General features: G+C 36.4%; 23 protein-coding genes. 11 read left to right on the forward strand and 12 right to left on the reverse strand.

Annotated elements, in window-relative coordinates:
* Positions 1-639: 639 nt before the first annotated feature.
* From rpsR to ATCC51562_RS06505, 6 genes are all read right to left on the reverse strand, one after another.
* Positions 640-900: a 30S ribosomal protein S18 gene (rpsR, locus tag ATCC51562_RS06480; RefSeq protein ID WP_021091467.1), complete on the reverse strand. Its 261-nt coding sequence runs from the start codon at positions 898-900 to the stop codon at positions 640-642.
* Between the two features lie 15 nt (positions 901-915).
* Entirely contained in the window at positions 916-1473 is a 558-nt protein-coding gene (locus ATCC51562_RS06485) for a single-stranded DNA-binding protein (RefSeq protein WP_021091531.1), read from the reverse strand.
* Positions 1474-1486: 13 nt separating this feature from the next.
* A complete protein-coding gene (rpsF, locus tag ATCC51562_RS06490) occupies positions 1487-1906 on the reverse strand; it encodes a 30S ribosomal protein S6 (protein ID WP_021091458.1) in 420 nt (139 codons plus the stop codon).
* 77 nt (positions 1907-1983) lie between these two features.
* Positions 1984-2982: a DNA polymerase III subunit delta gene (gene holA / locus ATCC51562_RS06495; protein ID WP_021091439.1), complete on the reverse strand. Its 999-nt coding sequence runs from the start codon at positions 2980-2982 to the stop codon at positions 1984-1986.
* A complete protein-coding gene (locus tag ATCC51562_RS06500) occupies positions 2975-4894 on the reverse strand; it encodes an RNB domain-containing ribonuclease (protein ID WP_021091539.1) in 1920 nt (639 codons plus the stop codon). The genes holA and ATCC51562_RS06500 overlap by 8 nt, the downstream gene beginning before the upstream one ends.
* Positions 4891-5709 carry an HDOD domain-containing protein gene (locus tag ATCC51562_RS06505; RefSeq protein WP_021091523.1) on the reverse strand — a complete coding sequence of 273 codons (819 nt, stop codon included), beginning with the start codon at positions 5707-5709 and terminating at the stop codon, positions 4891-4893. Before ATCC51562_RS06505 ends, ATCC51562_RS06500 begins: the two co-directional genes overlap by 4 nt.
* Positions 5710-5851: 142 nt before the next feature.
* Between ATCC51562_RS06505 and ilvC the strand changes: the two genes are divergently transcribed.
* From ilvC to ruvX, 4 genes are read left to right on the forward strand one after another with little or no spacing between them, the layout of a single operon-like run.
* Positions 5852-6874 carry a ketol-acid reductoisomerase gene (ilvC, locus tag ATCC51562_RS06510; protein WP_021091465.1) on the forward strand — a complete coding sequence of 341 codons (1023 nt, stop codon included), beginning with the start codon at positions 5852-5854 and terminating at the stop codon, positions 6872-6874.
* Positions 6875-6877: 3 nt separating this feature from the next.
* Positions 6878-8269, forward strand: coding sequence for a divergent polysaccharide deacetylase family protein (locus ATCC51562_RS06515; protein ID WP_021091518.1), 1392 nt, complete (start codon positions 6878-6880; stop codon positions 8267-8269).
* Positions 8266-9036, forward strand: coding sequence for a DNA-processing protein DprA (locus ATCC51562_RS06520; protein ID WP_021091501.1), 771 nt, complete (start codon positions 8266-8268; stop codon positions 9034-9036). Before ATCC51562_RS06515 ends, ATCC51562_RS06520 begins: the two co-directional genes overlap by 4 nt.
* Entirely contained in the window at positions 9033-9416 is a 384-nt protein-coding gene (gene ruvX / locus ATCC51562_RS06525) for a Holliday junction resolvase RuvX (RefSeq protein WP_021091500.1), read from the forward strand. The genes ATCC51562_RS06520 and ruvX overlap by 4 nt, the downstream gene beginning before the upstream one ends.
* A 15-nt stretch (positions 9417-9431) precedes the next feature.
* On the opposite strand, the gene ATCC51562_RS06530 is transcribed toward ruvX, so the two are convergent.
* From ATCC51562_RS06530 to ATCC51562_RS06555, 6 genes are all read right to left on the reverse strand, one after another.
* On the reverse strand, positions 9432-10232 hold the full coding sequence (locus ATCC51562_RS06530) for a hypothetical protein (RefSeq protein WP_021091504.1): 801 nt from the start codon (positions 10230-10232) through the stop codon (positions 9432-9434).
* The gene (gene queA, locus ATCC51562_RS06535; protein ID WP_021091537.1) at positions 10229-11251 is read right to left on the reverse strand and encodes a tRNA preQ1(34) S-adenosylmethionine ribosyltransferase-isomerase QueA; all 1023 of its coding nucleotides are present in this window, start codon (positions 11249-11251) and stop codon (positions 10229-10231) included. Before queA ends, ATCC51562_RS06530 begins: the two co-directional genes overlap by 4 nt.
* Positions 11244-12002, reverse strand: coding sequence for a twin-arginine translocase subunit TatC (tatC, locus tag ATCC51562_RS06540; RefSeq protein ID WP_021091515.1), 759 nt, complete (start codon positions 12000-12002; stop codon positions 11244-11246). The genes queA and tatC overlap by 8 nt, the downstream gene beginning before the upstream one ends.
* Complete coding sequence (gene tatB / locus ATCC51562_RS06545) at positions 12002-12400, reverse strand: Sec-independent protein translocase protein TatB (RefSeq protein WP_021091442.1); 399 nt, start codon at positions 12398-12400, stop codon at positions 12002-12004. The genes tatC and tatB overlap by 1 nt, the downstream gene beginning before the upstream one ends.
* A 67-nt stretch (positions 12401-12467) precedes the next feature.
* On the reverse strand, positions 12468-13514 hold the full coding sequence (gene hemW / locus ATCC51562_RS06550; RefSeq protein WP_021091443.1) for a radical SAM family heme chaperone HemW: 1047 nt from the start codon (positions 13512-13514) through the stop codon (positions 12468-12470).
* Between the two features lie 53 nt (positions 13515-13567).
* On the reverse strand, positions 13568-14452 hold the full coding sequence (locus tag ATCC51562_RS06555; protein ID WP_021091441.1) for a helix-turn-helix domain-containing protein: 885 nt from the start codon (positions 14450-14452) through the stop codon (positions 13568-13570).
* A 106-nt stretch (positions 14453-14558) separates the two neighbouring features.
* On the opposite strand from ATCC51562_RS06555, the gene ATCC51562_RS06560 reads away from it, so the two are divergent.
* The 7 genes from ATCC51562_RS06560 to folP all read left to right on the forward strand — a co-directional run bounded on the left by ATCC51562_RS06560 (position 14559) and on the right by folP (position 21645).
* Entirely contained in the window at positions 14559-16517 is a 1959-nt protein-coding gene (locus tag ATCC51562_RS06560) for a TonB-dependent receptor domain-containing protein (RefSeq protein ID WP_021091455.1), read from the forward strand.
* 1 nt (position 16518) lies between these two features.
* On the forward strand, positions 16519-17616 hold the full coding sequence (locus ATCC51562_RS06565; RefSeq protein WP_021091425.1) for a PepSY-associated TM helix domain-containing protein: 1098 nt from the start codon (positions 16519-16521) through the stop codon (positions 17614-17616).
* A gap of 63 nt (positions 17617-17679) precedes the next feature.
* The gene (locus ATCC51562_RS06570; protein WP_021091471.1) at positions 17680-18144 is read left to right on the forward strand and encodes an RNA pyrophosphohydrolase; all 465 of its coding nucleotides are present in this window, start codon (positions 17680-17682) and stop codon (positions 18142-18144) included.
* Positions 18144-19346 (forward strand): aspartate kinase, encoded by a 1203-nt coding sequence (locus tag ATCC51562_RS06575; RefSeq protein ID WP_021091541.1) that lies wholly within the window; start codon positions 18144-18146, stop codon positions 19344-19346. The genes ATCC51562_RS06570 and ATCC51562_RS06575 overlap by 1 nt, the downstream gene beginning before the upstream one ends.
* A complete protein-coding gene (locus ATCC51562_RS06580; RefSeq protein ID WP_021091525.1) occupies positions 19346-19888 on the forward strand; it encodes a HobA family DNA replication regulator in 543 nt (180 codons plus the stop codon). Before ATCC51562_RS06575 ends, ATCC51562_RS06580 begins: the two co-directional genes overlap by 1 nt.
* Complete coding sequence (locus ATCC51562_RS06585; protein WP_021091499.1) at positions 19889-20509, forward strand: DNA polymerase III subunit delta'; 621 nt, start codon at positions 19889-19891, stop codon at positions 20507-20509.
* Positions 20506-21645: a dihydropteroate synthase gene (gene folP, locus ATCC51562_RS06590; RefSeq protein ID WP_021091489.1), complete on the forward strand. Its 1140-nt coding sequence runs from the start codon at positions 20506-20508 to the stop codon at positions 21643-21645. The genes ATCC51562_RS06585 and folP overlap by 4 nt, the downstream gene beginning before the upstream one ends.
* Positions 21646-21684 lie beyond the last annotated feature (39 nt).

Raw genomic sequence — 21684 nt, forward strand, 5'->3', positions numbered from 1 at the left:
TGCGTTGGATTCGAACCAACGGCCCCCTCATTAAAAGTGAGATGCTCTACCGACTGAGCTAGCAAGACATATGCTTAAAAAAGAATTGAGATTATACAAAAAACATTATTACATGTCAAGAAAAGGATGTTTAAAATTTGTTTTTAGCTAACATGGTTACATGGTTAGGTTGGTTTGGCATCAATAAGTTTTCAAAATAAAATATATTATAAAGCCCACTTGCAAGATATGCAGACACCAAATGGATGAATATTGGATTTATTTAATAAAATTTATTTAAATTTAAGTATCTTGTCTTTTAGCCTCATGTGAGCAGCTATTGCTATACGATAGATGATGCGTGATTCGTGGTAAAAATTGTGAATAATATGGATCAACGATATTGATTGTATATATATGGCTAAATAAATTATTTTGAACTGATAAATTGATGCTATAGAGTTATTTAAAGACAGCATATATTTGAGATATCCACCTGAATAAATTCTAATTGTCTCGTGTAAGTTAAACCAAAATTATAGATAGTACTTGAAAAATATTTTAAACTACAGTCAATAAATAAAAATCTATAAGAACATGAATCTAAGATATTTAAGATTAGGATTAAACCCCGTTAATAGGGGCTTAATAGTTTAATAATTATAGTCCATCAAAAGGATTTGAAACTACATCTTTGCGATCTACTATGTAAGGTATAATAGCTGCATGACGAGCTCTTTTGATCGCTTTTTCTACCATCTCTTGGTGTCTTTTTGATGTGCCAGTTAAACGTCTTGGCATTATTTTAAATCTCTCTGATAAACAATACTTTAAAAGAGAAGTATCTTTATAATCTATAAAATCAATTTTTGCTTCTGTAAATTTGCAATATTTACGTGAATATTTTCTTTTTTCTGCCATTTTCTATCCTTTAAATTAAAACGGTATTTCGTTGTCGCCATCAAAATTATCGGCGTCAATGTTTATATCAGGGATTTTTTCCTCATAGTACTCTTCTTGTACTTTTTTATTTTGTGGTTGCATTTGCTGTCTTTGTGGTGCTGAATTTTGATATCCACCATTGCCATAGCTATTAGTTGAACCATTATTTCGTTGTTGCGAGTATGAACTATTTTGATTAAATCCACCTTGACTTTGTCCATTAGCTCCGCTATTTCCGCCAAGCATCTCCATATTTTCAACTACGATTGAATGCTTTGAACGGTTTTGTCCGTTATTGTCGGTCCATTGATCAAATTTTAATCTTCCTTCAACCAGAAGCTTGGAGCCTTTGCTTAAATATTGATTTGCTATCTCAGCTGATTTGCCAAAGAACGATATGTCAATAAAGCATGTCTCTTCACGTTTTTCGCCGTTAGTATTAAATTTTCTAGTAACAGCAATACCGGAATTTCCTATAGCAGATCCACTAGTAGTGTATCTTAGCTCGATATCTCTTGTTAAATTCCCAACCAGTACTACTTTATTGAACATTTTTTATCCTTGATTATTCTTCTGTAAAAGTTTGCTCGTCTACTTTTTCAACTCTTGGCTCACGCGGTGCTCTTGGCTCACGAGGCTCTTTTTTTATGGTTTGTTTGATACCTTTGCAAAGTCTTTCCCAGGCTGCGATTTCGCGTTTGTTTTCATATTTAACGCTTAAAAATCTTATGATATCTTCAGTGATCCTTACATTTCTCGTAAGCTCTGCAAGAAGTGCTGGTGGGGCTTTGTAATAGATAACAAAGTATGTTCCACGCTCGTATTTTTTGATGGTATAAGCTAGTTTTCTAGTACCCATCTCAACGACAGTAGCGATCTCGCCACCATTTTTTGTTATAACTTCTTTTACGAAGTCAACCTTAGCTTTAACTTCCTCTTCCGTTAATGTCGGCTTAAGAATAAATAAAAGCTCGTAATGTTTCATTTCTTCTCCTTATGGATATTTAGCTCACTTTGTGAGCAAGGATTTTGCTTTAAGCAAGGGTGGATTTTAGCTTAAAGTTACTTAATATTTGCTGTTGATATGAGATGTTGTAAATTTAAAATAGTTGATAATACAAAAATTTCTTTATCCATTTTTGTATTTGTTTTTAGCTCCAACTCGGCTAAATTTAGCGTTTTAAATATCTCTAAATAGGCGTTTAAATTTAGTTTTAAACTATTTGCTTTTAATAAATTTGCGACATTTACAGGCGGTTGATAACCAATTGCTTCATCTAAATTTAATCGGCCATTTATCTTTATATAAGAGTAAATTTTAAATAGTCTAAAAAATGCTTTGTAAAGCGAATTTAGAAGTAAAATTTCATTAAAATTTGGATCTTCTAGGTAGGTAAAAAAGTCGTTTTTTATATCTTTTAGAGCCATAAATTTGTTAAAAAAATCATCAAAATTTATCCCGCCAAGTCCAAAAACCAGCCTTTTTACATCATCTTGTTCGATGTGTGTGTTTAGGCTCTTTAGCTTTGTTAGCTCGCTTGCTGCAAGGTATAAATTTTCATTATGCGTAAAGTAAAGCTCATAAAGTGCGTTTTTGGTTATGTTTAGTCCTATTTTGGCTGAGTTTTTGGCTAGTAAATTTATCGCTTCATCTGGAGTTGATGGCTTAAAAAATCTCGCAAAATTTGTCCCAAAAGTCTTTTGTGTATCAAAAACTAGTTTCATATCGGATTCATAAAGTTCAAATAAAAAGTAATTATCTTGGCTTTTTGAGCAAAGTGAGATGAGCTCTTTTAGCTCTTTTGCTGGGATCTTTTTGTCGCTTTTTATATAAAGGATATTTTTGCCGCCAAAAAGCGACTGCTCGCTTAGGTGAGAGCTTGCTTGCGCGTAGTTGTACTCGTCAAAATAAAGGCTTAATAAATTTGCGTCTTCACTTGAATAAAAGCTTAAAATTTCCTTGCCAAAAAGCTCGATCTGAAACTCGTCCGCTCCAAAAAGCAAGAAGTAGTTGCTTAAATTTGCATTTGCTAAATTTAGCTCCAAATCTTTTCTATACATCGATCTTTCTTACCACTTTTGCAAAAATTTTAGCACTCGCGATGTCGGCCTCTGTGATCTTTACGACAAGCTTTTGAAGTAAATTTGCGCTGTATCCAGTTATAAAAATTCTAGCTCCAACAAAATGATCATCAAGCTTAGCGACCAAGACATTTTGGTTTTCGCTCACGTAGCAGCGCACCTCTTTGCCGATGTTTGCTGCTGCCCAGCGTGCAAATTTCCTATCCATAAAATCGTAGGCTACCTTGTCGGCTTCTCTTTCAAGTTCGCTTAAATTTGCGCAGGTACTTTGGATGTTTAAAAGCAAGAAGTTGTAAAGCTTTTCATCTTTTGAAATTTTAGCCTTTAAAAGCCTATGTAAAATAAGGTCAGAGTAGCGTCTAATAGGGCTTGTAAAGTGCGTGTATCTATCAAATCCAAGCCCAAAGTGGCCTAAATTTTCACTTGAGTACTCAGCTTTTTTTTGAGACTTGATGATGAGTTTATCTATTTCCTCGCGGTTGCCCAGTTCATCGGCTTTTATTTGGATCTTTCTTATCAAATTTGCAAGGTCACTCTCGTAGGTAAAGTCAAGCCCCAAAAGTTGCAAATCTTCAAGTAATGTATCTATCTTTTTAAAATCAGGCGAAGCGTGGTTTCTAAAAACGCCCTTTGAGATGAGCTTTGCGGCAGCTTTATTTGCTAAAAGCATGCAGTCCTCGACTAGTCTATGTGAGTCGGAGTCGCTTTCAAACCTAGTTTGTAAAATTTGACCCTCTTCATCAAGGCTCATTCTAAGCTCTTTTGTCCTAAAGTCAAATGCGTGCAAAAGCCTTTTTTTGCGAAGCTTTGTGGTGAGTTTAAAAAGTGGCTTGATCCATGAAATTTCACACTCTCTTTTGCCTTCTAAAATTTCATCGATCTCGTCGTAGTTAAAGCGCCTTTTTGAAAGGATGATCGCTTCAAAAAGCTCCTCTTTTTTTACCTCATTATTCGCATCAAGTGAAATTTTAAAACAAAATGCAAGGCGAGGCACGTTTGGTTTTAGCGAGCAGATATTTTCACTAAGCGCGCGTGGCAACATCGGTACTGAGATATGCGGAAAGTAGATAGAAAAGCCTCTTTTTTTGGCCTCGCTGTCAATAGCGCTATATGCGGTCACATACTCGCTTACATCAGCGATTGCAACGTAAATTTCGCGCTTTTTTTCATCAAAATATATGGCATCGTCAAAGTCTTTGGCGTCGACTGGATCGATCGTACAAAACTCTAAATTTCTTAGATCAACTCTGTTTGGATACATACTAGCATCGACTTCATCGCCAAAAGCCTTTGCCTCAAGCTCGCAAGCCTCGCTAAATTTATCGTTTTTATTATAAATAGCAAGCGAAATTTTCTCATCACTTAGCGGATCGTCTAAATTTCCTAAAACCTCAACTATCTCGTTGTTTAGGTTGTTTATCTTTAGTAGCGTCCCAAGAGGAAGCATCTTTAGGCTTTTTTGCGTCGCTTTTAAGGTAGTGCTTAGTCCAGTTTTTAAATTTACACCTAAAATAGCTGCCCCAAAGCGTTTTGTGTAGACCACGCTTGTCTCATTTGCAAGCTTTAGACTCATCACTATTTTAGCACTCTGGCGTTTTTTCTTAAGTGGCAAAAGCTTTGCTAACACGATGTCGCCAAGGTGTGAGTTGTTTAAATTTTTATTTTCAACGATGATGTCTTGCTTGAAGCGTTTATCAAATGGCATGATAAAGCCAGTTGCGTTTTGGCTGATGTCTAGCTTGCCGCAGACGTAGCCATTGTTTAGGTAAAATTTATCTTTATGGGAGCTTACGGCACCAAGATTTAAGAGATTTCGTAAAATCTCTTTATCTTCGTTTGAAACTTCTTTTTCCTTGATGCCAACTAGTAGTGATGTTAGAAATTCTTTCACAAATTATCTTTGACTTTAGCGACAGCCATTAAAAACGTATCATGTCCAAAGCCGTATTCGTCAAGAAGGGGTAGAGTATTTTGTATGCTTATATCATCAAGTTGATTAAAGATATTTACAGCCGTTTTTATCACTTTTAGGGCTTTTGCGTAATCTTTTATATGATCTGGTGCCTCTTCTGGATTATTTGAATAGAGTATTGAGCTACTAAGCTCTGTCTCAAGGTTCCATTGTTCAAAGATTTTAGCTGTAACTTCTTCATTTGACATATCTAAAATTTCTGTTTCAAATAGGGCAAGATCGATTGGACTAGATATATTTTTAAGTTTTTCTCTAAATTCGACGTCTTGCTTATTTTCGGCTAATTCGTGAGCAAGAACTATCTTGCCAATCTCAAGCATAAATGAAGCTGGAGATAGAATTTCTAGACTTTTAGGATTAACTTTAGAATGCCAATTGTACATCAGTGCATTTTGTATTATCGAGATATTTAAAAAATCTTGTGTAGTAATGCCATAAGGCTCTAAATTTATAGAAAAGCTCTTTTTAATCGTACTTGAAAGCGCAAAACCACGAATAGTAGCCATACCAAAAAGAGAAATAGCTCTTGCTATGGTTGTGATCTCTTGGGAAAACCCATAAAGTGGAGAGTTTGCTGAACGCAAGATATTTGCCGTTAGCATCGGATCCTTTTCGACCACTTTTGTAAGATCACTTATTGAGCTGTTTTCGTCCGCATGTAAGCGTTGAATTTGTATAACTGTGTCATCTAATGGTGGAAGTGCTTTGATTTTTTTAAAAACTGATTCATTCATTGAGTTATCTCTTTTTTTGAAATTTCAGCGTATTTTATCAAAATAAATTATCATAAAACTTAAAAAGAGTTTCTATATATTTCAGCCGAATTTTTGCTGGCTAAAGTTATAATTTTGCCAAATTTTAATAATAGGAGTAACAATGGCTATAAATGTTTATTATGATAAAGACTGCGATTTAAGCCTTATTCAAAGTAAAAAAGTAGCAATCATCGGCTTTGGCTCACAAGGTCATGCACATGCTGAAAATTTAAGAGATAACGGTGTAAGCGTTGTAATTGGCCTTTCAAAAGGTGGCAAAAGCTGGGCAAAAGCTGAAGCAAAAGGCTTTGAGGTAAAAACCGTAAGCGAAGCTACAAAGGGTGCTGATGTGATTATGATTTTAACTCCAGATGAGCTTCAAGCTGAAATTTATAAAAATGAGATCGAGCCAAATTTAAAAGATCACGCTGCTATCGCGTTTGGGCATGGATTTAATGTTCATTTTGGCCAGATAAAAGCTCCAGCAAATATAGATGTCATCATGATCGCTCCAAAAGCCCCAGGTCACACAGTTAGAAGCGAATTTTTAAGAGGTGGCGGCATACCTGATCTTATCGCTGTTGAGCAAAATGCAAGTGGAAAGGCTAAAGAGATCGCTCTAAGCTATGCTTGCGGTATAGGCGGCGGTAGAACTGGCATCATCGAGACAACATTTAAAGATGAAACTGAAACAGATTTATTTGGCGAGCAAGCTGTGCTTTGCGGTGGTCTTTGCGCACTTGTAAATGCTGGATTTGATACGCTTGTAGAGGCTGGATATGAGCCTGAGATGGCGTATTTTGAGTGCTTACACGAACTAAAACTAATCGTTGATCTAATGTATCAAGGCGGCATGGCTGATATGCGCTACTCTATCTCAAACACAGCTGAATATGGCGACTACGTAAGTGGGGTAAGAGTAGTTGGCGAAGAGAGCAGAAAAGCTATGAAAGAAGTTTTAAGAGAAATTCAAAATGGTAAATTTGCAAAAGACTTCATCCTAGAGAGAAAAGCAGGATATGTTAGAATGAACGCTGAGCGCGGTATAGCTGAGAGAAGCTTGCTAAATAAAACTGGCAAAAAACTTCGCGCAATGATGCCTTGGATAACTAACGGCAAACTTATAGATCAAAGCAAAAACTAAGCCTTGAGCGAAAAAAAGACCACAAAGAAGCGTCCTGCAAAAAAGAGTGCGGGTCGCTCTCATAATAAAATTTTCCTTGGTATCGGCATCATTGCTGCTATTTTGATAGTGGCACTTATCGCAGCTTTAAGTATCAAAAATAAAGACGTGGAGCAGATAAGCAAAGCAGATGAGACAAAAACCGAGAAGCAAATTTCAAAAAAGGCTGAGACAAAGGTCGCCAGCAAAGATAAAAAACAAGAGTATGAGAAGAGAAAATACCCTCTAAAATTTGATGAAGATGAAAATTTAAGTAAAATTTTTACCGATCCTAAACATAAAAGCGAGCTTGCTCTAAAGCCAAAAACTGAGCCAAAAGAGCAAAAAAAGATAGCTGAAGTAAAGAGTGAAGCCAAAAAAGAAGAGATAAAAAAAGAGCAAAACGATACTAAAAATTTACTCGCAAGTTATAAAAATACAGAACCTAGCGTAATAGAAAATGAACAAAAGATAGAGCCATTTTATAACTCAAAAATAGAACAAAAAACCGAGCTAAAATCTCAAAATTTTGAAGTAAAAGTCGATCAAAATAAAAGTACTGAAATAGAAAAAAAAGAGAAAATTAAAAGCGAGGATACAAAAGTCGAGCCAGCTAAAAAAGCTGAAAATTTAACTACCAAAAAGATAGAAAAAACAAAATACGAAGAAAAAAATATAAAAAAAGATAGCTTTGAAGCGGTACCTTTTACGCTAAACGCCAGTATAAAAGGGCGCGCAAAGCTCGTTATCATAATAGACGATGTGGCGACATTTGAACATGCAAGCATGATAAAATCGCTTGGCTTAAAAATTACGCCGTCTATTTTTCCAGCGACAAAGACTCATCCAGATACGCCAAATATCGCAAGAACATTTGAGTTTTATATGATACATCTTCCGATGCAAGCAAAACACTTTGATAGCCCAGAGATAGGAACTCTCACGATCAACGAGAGTTTTGAGAGCATGCATGAAAAGATAAAAAAGATACGCAAAGATTTCCCACGTGCAAAATACACAAACAACCACACAGGATCGCGCTTTACAAGCGATTTTAATGCTATGGATAAGGCTTATAGGGCGCTGATAGAGCAGGGCTTTGTCTTTGTTGATAGCAAAACTATCGCCCAAACCGCAGTAGCAAGAGCTGCAAAAAAACATAATCAGCCATACATTTCAAGAGATATATTTTTAGACGACGATCCATCGGCTAGTGCTGTTAGACGTGAGCTTGTGGCTGCTGTAAATTTGGCTAAAAAAAGAGGCTATGCGATCGCCATCGGGCATCCAAAGAAAAATACGATCACAGTGATAAAAGAGAGCAAAAATAATCTTTTAAAAGATGTTGATGTGGTTTATCTAAAAGATATTTTATGAGACTCGACTTTATCCCAGAGCCGTTAAAAAGACTAAAAAATCCACCAAAACAGCTAAATTTTATCGGAGATACTTCACTTTTATCCTTACCAAAGATCGCAGTTGTTGGCTCAAGAAAGGCAAGTGTTTATACAAAAGAGTGCGTCATAGCACTTTGCGCAGCGCTAAAAAGTGCAAACATATGCGTGGTAAGTGGTGGAGCTATCGGCGTTGATATCGCAGCTCATAAAGCTGCTATGCCACGAACGATTGGCATTTTTGCGAGCGGACTTGACACCATCTATCCAAGCCAAAATAAAGTGGCGATAAATGAAATTTACACCAAAGCCTTGGCACTTAGTGAGTATGATGAAGGTGAGCCGCCACTTGCTTATAGATTTTTGGAGCGAAACCGCATAGTTGTGGGGCTTTGTGAAGCTCTAGTCGTCGCGCAAGCTGATCTTAAAAGTGGCTCTATGCAAAGTGCGAGGCTTGCAAATGAGCTTAAAATTCCAGTTTATGTACTGCCACAGCGCATGGGTGAAAGCGATGGGACAAATTTTTTGCTTGCAAATAAAAAAGCCGAGCTTATCGATGACTATCATAAATTTGCTTCACTTTTTGGCAAGATTAAAGAGCAAGAAAAAACTAGTGATGAGATCTTAAAATTTTGTAAAAATGGCGTAAGTCTTGATGAAGTTTTAGTAAAATTTGGCGATATCATCTATGAGTACGAGCTTGAAGGGTTGGTTGAAATTTCAAATCTAAGAGTAAAGAGCTTGCTATGAGAGAGAAATTTATGGCTATTGATGTTGGGCTAAAGCGAATAGGGCTTGCCTTTGGTTTTGGCGAGATCGTGACTCCGCTTGAGCCAGTGCTTAGAAAAAATAGAAATCAAGCCGCAAGAGATGTGAGTCAAAAGGTAAATGAATATACCCCAGATACGCTAGTAGTGGGTGTGCCAATCGGTGGTAGTAGCGAAGATGAGATGAGAAGACGCATCGAGCATTTTGTCTCACTTCTTGATGTAAAGGCAAATATTGTCTATCAAGATGAAGCCTTTAGTAGCAGCGAAGCTAGTGAAATTTACACCAATACAAGACGAGATGGTAGGCTAGATAGCATTTCGGCCACTATTATTTTAAAAAGATATCTTGGGATAAATTAAAAAGTAAAAATCGGTCTATTTCTCAAGCGAATTTTTAAAAGCTAGTTGAAAACTATCCGTGCTAAAAGGTTGCTTTAATACTGTGACATGATTTGGCAGATCGTTAGCTGACTCATCACTTTTACAAATCGCTACAATACGAAAATTTTTAATATTTTTAAACTCAAGTATATCTTCTAGCATCGCTTCATTTTTTAAAATTTTACTATCGATAAAAATAACAAATGGGGTAAAAATAGAATCTTTTATATGTCTCATTAGATTGCTAAGGTCGTTTTTGCCGATAACCTTTAGACCTAAAAAATTTATCTGAGCACTAATGGTGTCAAATAAAGCATCGTCATCGCAAGCAACTAAGATATTTGTATTTGTTTGATTTTTGATATTTATTTGTCTTTGGATGGCTCTATCGCCTGTTAGTGCCGCACTAAAAGATATTAAAAATTCTCCATCATTATGAGAGATCATAGATTCATTTGCTTTTTTTAGATAGTCATTTATCTTGCTGAGATAGTAGTGGCTTGGCCTCATTACGCTATGGCTAGATTTTATCTTAATATCAAAATGTACAGATTTGGGACTATAATTTTTAAGTTGAAAGAGAATGTAAATGTCTGCATATTCGGTAGAATAAAGGAAAAATTTGCAAATATTTTCAAGTGTTTTTATGAGATTTGTGGCATCAAATTTTAAAAACCTTGGATAACTTGGATCGTAGCTAAAAATGATGGAATTTTTAGTGTCTTGCGCATCTTGGTATATGGCGCTAAGAAAAATTTCCATTCTGCTTATGATATCGATAGGTTTATCTTTCATATTATCAACATCCCGTCGCCGTATGAGTAAAATCTATACTTTTCATCAACTGCCGTTTTATAAATTCTCATCGTCTCTTCAAGCCCTATGAAGCTAGTAACTAGCATTATTAGAGTTGATTTTGGTAGATGAAAATTTGTAAGAAGGTAGTTTTGTCTAATTGGTTTATTATTTAGGTTTAAAAATAACTTACAAAAGCCATTTGCTTGCTTGCTTCTTGCAAATTCTTCAACACATCTAGTAACCGTCGTGCCAACGCCAAGGATTGGTTTATTAGAATTTATAATCTCTTGAGCTTGCTCGCTTAGCTCGTAAAATTCTGAGTGCATTTTATGGTCATTTATATTTTGGCACTCCACGCCTTTAAATGTCCCAGCGCCAACGTGGAGCGTAATGTAGGCTACTTCATGCTTTGCTTTTATCTGCTCTAACATTTGCTCACTTATGTGAAGGCTAGCTGTCGGAGCTGCCACTGCACCACTATTTTTAGCAAATATGCTTTGATACCAGCTCTCGTCATCCTTTGTATCGGCTCTTTTAATGTATGGCGGAAGCGGGACGTGACCAATCTTTTCAAGCTCACTAAAAAGGTGAACATTATCAAGCAAAACGCCATTTTGCGTAAAATTTACCACCCTTGTGCCATCGTCATTTAGCTCAAGCACATTTACTTTTAGGTTATCAGGAAAATTTAAAATGCTACCAGCGCTTACTTTACCTCTTATATAGACGCTAAATTTATTCTCGCCTATGGGCTGGTTTAGCATCACTTCGCAAGCCCCGCCGCTTTCTTTTTGTCCTAAAATGCGAGCTTTGATAACTTTTGTGTTATTAAAAATGACCGCTGCGTCCTCTGGGATAAGGCTGGAGAGATCTTTAAATTTGTAGTGTTTTATCTCTTTTGTATTTTTAAAATAGACAAGCAATCTTGCCTCTTCTTTTGGCAAAACTGGCTCTTTTGCGATGAGCTCTTCTGGCAAAAAATAATCATAACTTGAGACGTCGTTTATATTACTCATCGCTTGCTACGTCGCTGTCTTGTTCTTCTTTTTCGTCTTCATCGTCGCTCTTGTTAGCTCTTTTGGCGACGATTATTGAAATTCCATAAAGTCCGATTAGTGGCAGTGCCATTAAGACTTGACTTATCACATCAGGTGGTGTAACGATGGCTGCAAAGATAAAGATGATAACAACAGCGTATCTGAAGTAATCTTTTAGCATCTTGTCATCGACAAGCCCGATCTTTGCTAAGAAAAATGTAATGACTGGTAGCTCAAATGAAATTCCAAAGCCAATTAGTAGTTTTGCAAAAAAGCCAACATACTCGCCAATGCTTGGTAGTGCCGTAAAGAGCTGGCCACCAAAATTTACCAAAAATGCAAAGCCAAGTGGAATCACCACGTAGTAACAAAACGCCGCCCCGCACGCAAACATAAATGAAGCTGAGATGACAAATGGGATCACATATTTTTTTTCATTGTCATAAAGCCCAGGAGCGACAAATAGCCAAAACTGCCAAAAAATGATAGGTAGCGCGATCACGACACCAGCAAAAAATGCAACTTTCATCGCTGTAAAAAATGGCTCTTGAATTTGAGTAAATATGATATTTGAGCCAGCTGGCAAGACCTGTTTTAGTGGTTCGCTCATCCATGCAAGCAGTGGGTTCCAAAACGTAAAGCAGATGCCAAAGCAGACAAAAACGCTTACTATGCTTATAAAAAGTCTCTTTCTAAGTTCGATTAAATGGGGTCTTAGCTCTTCAAACATTACGCCTCTTTTTTATCGTTTAAGATCGCATCTTTAACTAAATTTGTTGGATTTTGTATATTTTCTACCGTTTTCTTCGTGTCGCTTACGACGTTTTGTATGCTTTCAGTGACGTCGCTTGCGCTTTTCTTGATCTCGTCAAGCTCTTCAAAAGTAAGCTTTTTGCGCACACTTTGCGTGCTTTTAGTTATGCTTTCTTTATATTTTTGAGCATCTTCTTTTAGCTCAGCTATCTTCATTTCTTGATCAAATGTTGATTTTGCGTCGTTTATGCCTTTTTTAAACATTTTTAGAAATTTTGCAATCTGAACCATCGCGCTTGGCAGCTTGTCAGGACCTAAAACTAACACTGCAATAATGGCGATAACTAAGATTTCAGAAAAACTCATTCCAAACATTTTTGCCTCTATTAAATTTTATTTAAGCTTTGTATTTTATCTTGACTTTGCTCAAAATTTTATAAATTTAGCCCTCGATAAAGAGTGCGATCTCGTCACTTAGTAAGAAATTTGGATTGTAAAATTTACCATTTTTAAAGAGCAGTTTTTCATTTTCTACAAGTATATTTGCTCTTTTTATCTGAGCCTCACTTAAGCGTCCAGCCTCCACGCCAACTATGCTTCTAAGCCCTAAAAATATATGCTCTCTTACTAGCTCACTCTCGTTTAAAATTTCTTTTTCTCTGTAAGTTGGCTGTGAAATGTAGGCATCTATGCTATTTTTGGCGTAGTATCTCGTGCCATCCACGAAGCCCACGCTATAAGCCCCTACACCAAGGTAGTTTTTGCCCTGCCAGTAGCCAAGATTATGTTTGCAAATTTGCCCGTAATTTGAAATTTCATACTGCCCAAAGCCAGCAAGCCCAATTTGCTCTATCATAAATTTAGCCAAAGTGTCACTATCCTTTTTATAGCTTTTTTTGCCAGCAAATGGGGTGTTTTCTTCAAGAGTGAGCGAGTAGGCGCTTAGATGCGTGATAGCAAGGCTTTTTAGATTTTCAGTTTCAGCCAAAAGGCGTTTTTTAGTATCAAATTTGGTGTCGTAGATGAGGTCTAAATTTATATTGCTAAAGCCAGCTGTCTGGGCATTTTCAACTGCTTTAAAAATTTGCTCCCTGCTGTGAATGCGCCCAAGAAATTTAAGCTTATCTTCAAAAAAGCTTTGCGCGCCAAAGCTTATGCGGTTTGCGCCTAAATTTTTAACATGCTTTAGCCAAGCAAGGCTTGCTGAGTTTGGATTTGCTTCAAGTGTAATCTCGGTTGTTGGTGTGCAAAGAGGCGCTAAAATGCTAAAAATTTCATCATAAAGCTTAGCATTTACCGCACTTGGTGTGCCACCACCAAAAAAGATAGTAGAAATTTCTTTTACATTTTGGTTTTTTAGCTGAAAATTTAGATCAAGAACTAGCGCTTGAAAATAAGTGCTAACCTTGTTAAATTCGTCATCGCTTGAGCCAAAAGCACAATAAGGACATTTGCTTTCGCAAAATGGCACGTGGATATAAACTTGCAAATTTCTCTCTTTAAAATTTTGGCGATTATAAGAAATTTGGCATTTATAGCAGTTTAAAAGTAGCTTTTTGTCTTTAAGAGTTTGCTTGGCAAAAAGCCAAAATTTATCTTAAAAATTTTTGCAAAATGTGCAGTATTTGCGTAGCCTACGATATTTGCGGCTTCTTTTATGCTAATATCGTTTTGCTCCAAAAGAGTAAAAGCTAGCTTTAGACGCTCTTTTGCTAAGAGTTGGTAGATCGTATCTTTGAAAAATAGCTTAAAATTTTTCTTTAGCCAAAAGTCATTTGTGCCACAAAGATGGGCTAGCTCCTTGATGCTTGGAGGATTTTGCATACGACTTAGCAAGATCATTTTAGCCTTTAAAAGAGTTTTTTCTTCATCGCTGCTAAGTGAAATTTCGCGCTCTTTTCGTATTTTACTTTTATAAATAAGCTCTAAAATTTTTGACTCGGTAAAGATTTCCCTCATCGCGCCTTCATATAAATTTGTCGTCTCAAGCTCATTTAAAACGCAAATTTGAGCTAAATCTTTTTTGTATTTTAATAGCTCAAATTTATCATCAAATCTAAGTCCAGCAAATATCTCAAGCTTATTTGCATAGCTTTCGTCAAAAAGTAGTGTTTTTGTCTTATAAAATTTATTTTGATACTCAAAGACACCTTTAAAATCATCATTAACAAGCCCAATGCAAAATTCATCTTTGTTTAAAATATACTCTTTTCTATCAAGCTTAAAGCAAAGATCGTTTTTATCCTCATTAAACATTAAAAATAGGTATTTTTTAGACTTGTGACGATCTCTTTTTATCTTGCCATTACATAAAATTTCACTTTTTAGATAGCTGATGCCACTGCTTTGCTTGAAAAACTCCACGCTTACTTGTTTTTCCTTTTGAGATATTTTGCTCGTTCCATATTTTTTGTCCAAATTTATCATTTTATCCCTCAAGCGTTAAATTTAATCCCTTTAGCGTTACGTGTGATATTGATAACGATTATTTAATTTTAGTAAAATGTGCATTAAATTTTTATAAGGAGTTTTTGTGAAAAGTGCATTAAAAATTTCTATTTGTGCGGCAATTTTTATAAATTTACCGCTTTTTGCAAATGAAGATAAGGTTCTACCAGAAGTTAAAGTGGTGAGTGCGACAGGATTTGAGCAAAATATCAAAGACGCACCAGCAACGCTTAGTGTTATAACTAAAGAGGCATTAGAAAAGAAAAATCACAAAGATATCGAGAGCATGACCAAAGATATCCCAAGTCTTTTTGGAGCAACTCTTGGGGCAGCAAATAGACGAGGAATTTCTATTCGAGGTCTTTCTCAAAGACATACAAAAATTTTAGTAAATGGCATGCCAGTACCCGGTGATAACGCCTATAAAGGGCTTAGAAGCGTTGGAGGCTCATATAGTTTCATTCCGCCAGCAAGTGCGATAAGCCGTATTGAAGTGATACGTGGACCTATGAGCTCGCTTTATGGAAGTGACGCACTAGGCGGAGTTATAAATATTATTATAGATGAGTTTAGTAATGAATTTGGTGCAAATCTTGGCTCAAGTTATAAATTTGCTAGAAATAAAAATATAAGTGGCGAGCTTTACAATAGCCTTTATTTGCACTCTGGACTAATTGACGATGTTTTAAGTGTTTCTGTTTATGGTAAAAATTTAAATAAATCAGAAGATAAAATTTCTTATGCAAATAGAGAGCAAAAGGATAGAAATTTTGGTGCAAAGCTATTTTTTAAGCCAAATGAAAATAATGATCTTACACTTGAGCTTGCAAGAAGCGATCTGAAATTTAAAAGAACTAAAGGCAAAACTTTAGCCTCTGGCACAAATAATAGCTCAGTAGATCTTGAGCGAATAAAGGGCGATGTGATAAATTTAAGCCATGAAGCAAGGCTTGATAATATCTTGCTTCAAAGCTATTTATCTTACGGCAAGATAAAAGAGATAGCACAACAAAATTTGACGTTAAAGACTCTAAATTTTGATACAAAAGGCTCATATTTTACCGATAATAATGCCTTTACATTAGGACTAAATGCTAAAAAAGAAAAACTTGACGAAAAGGCTACCACAGCAGATGCGGCAAATGTAAAAAGATATGATGTTTCACTTTACGGCGAGGATGACTATCACCTTACAAAAGATTTTATCTTAAGTACTGGTATTCGTTATAACTACGATGAGAACTATGGCTCGCACGTTTCACCAAGAATTTATGGTATCTATAACTTAAGCGACTTTTTTGCTCTAAAAGGCGGAGTTAGCACAGGTTATGCGACACCTGATATCAAGCAGCGAACACAAGATCTTGCGTTGCCATTTGCTGGGGGACTTGGAGCACAGCTTTGTAGAAGTAGCCTTAAGCCAGAGACAAGCGTAAGCTATGAATTTGGTGGCGTTTATAATAATAATGAAGGTTTTGAAACGTCTTTAACTGGCTTTTACACAAGCTTTAAGGACATGTTGGGTACACAGAGTATCTGCACTCCAAGACCTGGCAATCCTTGCAAGCACAAAGGTAAAATTTACCGCCGCGGAATTTGGGAAAGTGTAAATATCGGCAAAGCTGAAATTTACGGAGTTGAGTTAACAAATGAGTGGCAGGTGACAAATGCTCTTAGGCTAAATCAAAGCTACGTCTATACAAAATCAAAACAAAAAGATGGATCAGAAGTTGGCAAAAGCTTAAACAACTATCCGCTTCATACATTTAAATTTGGAGCGAACTACGAGCTAAATAGATGGCTAAATTTCTGGTCACAGATAAATTATTATGGTAGAACCAAAGAATCTCTTAGCTATGATGATGACATGAGAGCTTATGTGATCGCAGATCTTGGCATAAACTACAATGTAACCAAAAATTTCAGCCTAAACTTAAGCGTTTATAATCTCTTTAACGAGTTTTTTACGACAAGATCAGGCAGATACGATATTTTGATAGTCGATGGACAAAAGATCGAGCTTGGCTTTAATTTGAAGTTTTAAAATGTTTAAAATTTGGCGGAAATTTCATTTAATTTTAGCTCTTATCTTTGCTTTGCCACTTTTGATAATCTCAATTAGTGGAGCAATTATTTCGTATCATGATGAGATAATTGAGGCTTTTAGCAAAGATAAGATAGACATAGCAACTAATAAAAGTGCTTTAAAAATAGATGAAATTTTAAAGGTCTTTAATAAGATCAGGCCAAATTTTAACCTTAGTTATATAAAGATAAAAGGCGAGGCAAATAGGGCTTATGTGTTAAGCGGCACAAGCGAGAATGGCGAGTTTAAGTCATTCTTTGTAGATCCTTATACGGGCGAGATAGTCTCTGAAAATAGCGTGGAAAAATTTATAGGACTAGCTTTAAATTTACATAAAAATCTAGGACTAGCTCTATTTAAAAATGAAAATTTATCTAAATTTGCAAGTGAGCTAGTGGCGATTTCAACGCTTGCACTACTTGTGATTTTAATAACTGGAGCGTTTATACATTTTTGGAGATTTAGAAGCAAATTTATTAACGCCTTTAAGCTAAATCTAAAGGCAAAGAAGTTTGCATTTTTATATTCGTTGCACGGATTTTTAGGGCTTTATTTGGGGGCCATTTTGCTTATTATCTGTATTAGCGGTCTATACTTTTCTTATGAGAGCTTTGCTAAGGTTATAAATCAAATTTGTGGCGAAGAGAAGGTATTTAAAAAGCCAAATTTTACTAGCAAAAATGGTTTTAGCCTAAATGATGAGCAAAAGGTAGAAAATCTTCAAAAAGCTTATGAAATTTTTACTTTAAAATTTGGAAATGAGTTTGATGCTTTAAATTTTATTCTCAATAAAGATGGCGTAAAATTTATGATCTTTTACTTGCCAAAAGGCGCTAGTGAGAGTGATGGCGTTAGGTTTGTAGTCGATACGGCAAGTGGAGAAATTTTAAAAAACACCATGCCAAAATCTTTTGAAATTTATAAATTTATGCTTGATCTGCACGCTGGATATACATTTGGGGAGGCTGGAAAATTTATCTTTTTTATGGCTTCTTGTGGAGTTGGCGTGCTACTTTTTAGCGGCTGCGAGATTTACTACAAACGTCGTAAAAAGTAGTTTTATTTATCTATCTCTTAACTCTTTTTAGTTATTATCCCAAATAAAATTTTTGGAAAAATCATGCAAAAAAAATACAGACCAAATGTGGCAGCTGTTATTTTGTCTAGCTTGTATCCATTTAAATGTGAAATTTTAGTCGCAAAAAGGGTGGATATGGACGATATTTGGCAGTTTCCTCAAGGTGGAATAGATGAAGGTGAGAGTCCAAAGCAGGCCTTAAAAAGGGAGCTTAAAGAAGAGATCGGAACTGATAAAATCGATATCTTAGATGAGTATCCGCAGTGGCTAAGCTACGACTTTCCAGCAAACGCGGCAAAGAAATTTTATCCATTTGATGGACAGACGCAAAAATATTTTTTGGTTAGACTTAAAAATGGAGCCAGCATAAATTTAAAGACAGAGCATCCAGAGTTTAGCGAGTATAAATTTGTAGATTTTGGTAGAAGCTTAGAGGGAATAAATCACTTTAAAAAGCCTATTTATGAAAAGGTTTTGAGTTATTTTAAAGAGAAAGGATATTTTTGATGTTGATCGTTCAAAAATTTGGCGGAACTAGCGTAGGAACACTTGAACGCATCGAAGCTGTGGCAAATAGAGTCATTGAGACAAAAAATAGCGGTGCAGACGTAGTTGTGGTAGTTTCTGCGATGAGCGGAGTTACAAATCAATTGGTTGAATATAGTGAGTATTTTTCAAAACATCCAGATGGCGTCGCCACTGATATGCTTTTAAGCTCTGGAGAGCAAGTAACGACCGCACTTTTAACGATCGCACTTAATGCAAAAGGCTATGCGTGTGTGGGTATGACAGGTGCGATGGCAGGCATAATTACTGATGATATTCATACAAAAGCAAGGATCGAAAGGATAGAGACTGCTAGGCTAAAAGCCGAGCTAAAAGCTGGCAAAATCGTAGTTGTAGCTGGCTTTCAAGGTATAGATGAAAAAGGTAATATCACAACCCTTGGTAGAGGCGGTAGTGACCTTAGTGCAGTTGCATTAGCAGGTGCGCTTGATGCTGATCTATGCGAAATTTTTACCGATGTTGATGGCGTTTATACGACTGATCCAAGGATAGAAAAAAAGGCAAAAAAACTTGAGAAAATAAGCTATGATGAGATGCTTGAGCTCGCTTCTGCTGGCGCAAAGGTACTACAAAATCGCTCAGTCGAGCTAGCAAAAAAACTAAATGTAAAACTCATTACAAGAAGTAGTTTTAATCACAACGAAGGTACATTAATAGCAAAGGAAGATGACAATATGGAAGCAGTTTTAGTAAGCGGAATAGCACTAGATAAAAATCAAGCAAGAGTAACACTAAGGGGCGTAGTTGATAAGCCTGGCATTGCAGCAGAAATTTTTACAGCTTTAGCTCATGAAAATATAAACGTAGATATGATAATCCAAAACGTAGGACATGACGGAACTACAAATTTAGGCTTTACAGTGCCACAAAATGAGCTTGAGCTAGCAAAAGAGACTATGCAAAAGCTCTCAGCTGCAAAACATATAGAATTTGATGACGCTATCGTGAAAGTTTCAGTGATTGGAGTTGGCATGAAGAGCCATAGCGGTGTAGCATGTTTAGCATTTGAAACGCTTGCAAAAGAGGGTATAAATATCCAAATGATCTCAACAAGCGAGATAAAAATTTCAATGATTGTTGATCAAAAATATGGCGAGCTAGCGGTTCGCGTACTTCACGATGCTTATAAGCTAGATAAATAATGCAAGATTTTATTCAGTGGACGTTAAAGGCTATTAGGGACGAAGGCCCTTTGATGAGCTGGATGGAGGAAAGGCGTGTTGAATGGACGCCTTTGCTCGCATCTAGGCTTAAATTTTTACTTGAAGGAAGGGCTTTTATAACTATAAGTGATGAAGAGCGAAGATGGTTTGAAATTTATCTTTTAAAAAAGATGAACCATTCAAAAAGTATCAGACCGTTTTTGCCATTTTTTAGCCTAAGATCGCTTTATCCATCACTTGATGAGATAGAGACAAATGAGCAAAAGCAGCTTCTAAAAGATATGCTAAGTCTTGCTTTCCCAAACGGGTACTTGTTTTTTTATATCGGAAAGAGCCTTGATAGATATGCGAATTTAGCCAAAAGTGATGAGGATAGTTATATGTGGCTATTTGACGAGCAGGCGCAAAACAGCTTTACTCTTAGCTCGAGCGATGAAAATTTAGATATTAAACTAATAAGTCTTTGCAAAATTTTTGATAAAAGTATCGATGCGGCGCTCTTTGCAAAGGTGATACTCTAAATGCTTAATAAAATCGTCGTTACAAGCGATTTTGAAAATTTAAAAGCCAAACTTGAAGATGAGTTTGGTATAAATAATTTAAGATTTTATATAAGTGATGATTTTTTGCTAGAAAATGCAAAGGAGGTCATCGCAGAAGCATACATTGCTGAAAAAGATGAAAAAATTTTAGTAATATATGCTAATTCTTTTAGGACAGAGGCTCAAAATGCACTTTTAAAGATCATCGAAGAGCCTCCAAGAAATATCAAATTTATAATAGCAACGCAGAGTAAAAATTTACTTCTACCAACGATTAGATCAAGAATGCTCATAGAAAATAATCTCACCAAAAAGCCAAAAATAACTCTTGATCTAAACTTAAAATCGCTTAGCCTAAAAGAGCTAACAAGCTTTATCGATCAAAAGATCGCAGACGAGCAAGCTCAGAAATTTGGCAAAAACGAGCTAAAAGAGCTTGTTGGCGTTATCGTGACAAAGGCGGTCGACAGCGGGTATAAATTTAGCGGCGATGAGATGGATTATTTTTTCTCGCTTATTAGGCTTGCTGATCTAAATGCCAAGTCTCACGCCGTGCTAACGCCACTACTGCTTACTATATTTCAAAAAGGACGACGTTGAAATTTTATAAGATAAATAACAAAAGTGACTTTGATGAAATTTGCAAAGCCATTTCGCCAAGTCCTGCTGGTGCGAAGCTCATGCGTGAAAAGAGCGAGATAAATTTTATATTTATAGATGAGATAAAAACCCCAGCGGCAAATATCCTAAAGCAAGATGCACTTAGCGTTGGAGCCGAGCTTGTGACGCATAAAGATACGATTTTGGGCAAACAGAGCCTAAACAAAGCCTTACTAATGGCGACAAATGCACAGCTTAGACAGCTAGCTAAAAAAGAGAAGTTGCAAGACTTTGGACTTAAAAATTTAGCAGCCTTTTTAGAGACAAAATTTATAAAGCCCGTAAAGCCTCTTATAATGGGCGTTGCAAATATAAACACAGATAGCTTTAACGAACAAAGCCGCATAAATACGCAAAATGGCATCTCAAAAATAGAAGCCATGATCGAAGCAGGTGCAGACTATATCGACCTTGGCGGCGTTAGCTCAAGGCCAGGGAGCGAGTATTGCGGACGTGAGGAGGAGTTTAGGCGCATAAAAGATATCATTGAAGAAATTTATAGGCTAAATTTACACGAAAAGGCGAAATTTAGCCTTGATAGCTTTGATGAGTATTGTTTAGAATTTGCGCTAAATCACGGCTTTAAGATGATAAATGACATCACGGCAAACGCCTCACTTGCCACGCTTGCGGCGCGATATGACGCTGAGTTTTGCATGATGCATATGCAAGGCGATCCAGCCACCATGCAGGTTGCGCCAAAATATAATGACTTAATCGGCGAGATAGCAGACTTTTTTGAGCAAAAGATAGCCCTAGCAAAGGAGCTTGGCGCCAAAAAGCTAGTGCTTGATGTGGGTATTGGCTTTGGCAAGACGGCTGAACAAAATTTATTGCTTATTAAGCATTTGGAGCATTTTTTGAAATTTGATTGCCCACTACTGGTAGGTGCAAGCCGCAAATCAGTCATAAATCACTACCACCCAAGCGAGGTCAAAGACCGCTTACCAGGCTCGCTTTATCTGCATCTAAAGGCCTTCGAAAACGGCGCACAGATCATTAGAACACACGATGTGGCAGAGCACAAGCAGCTTTTTGATATGCATGAGGCGATGAAGCAAGCCACGCTTTGGTAGGGCGTTTGGCTAAAAAGGCTGAGTACTTTGGTGATAAAG

The organism is Campylobacter concisus ATCC 51562 (assembly GCF_000466745.1).
Lineage (GTDB): Bacteria > Campylobacterota > Campylobacteria > Campylobacterales > Campylobacteraceae > Campylobacter_A > Campylobacter_A concisus_B.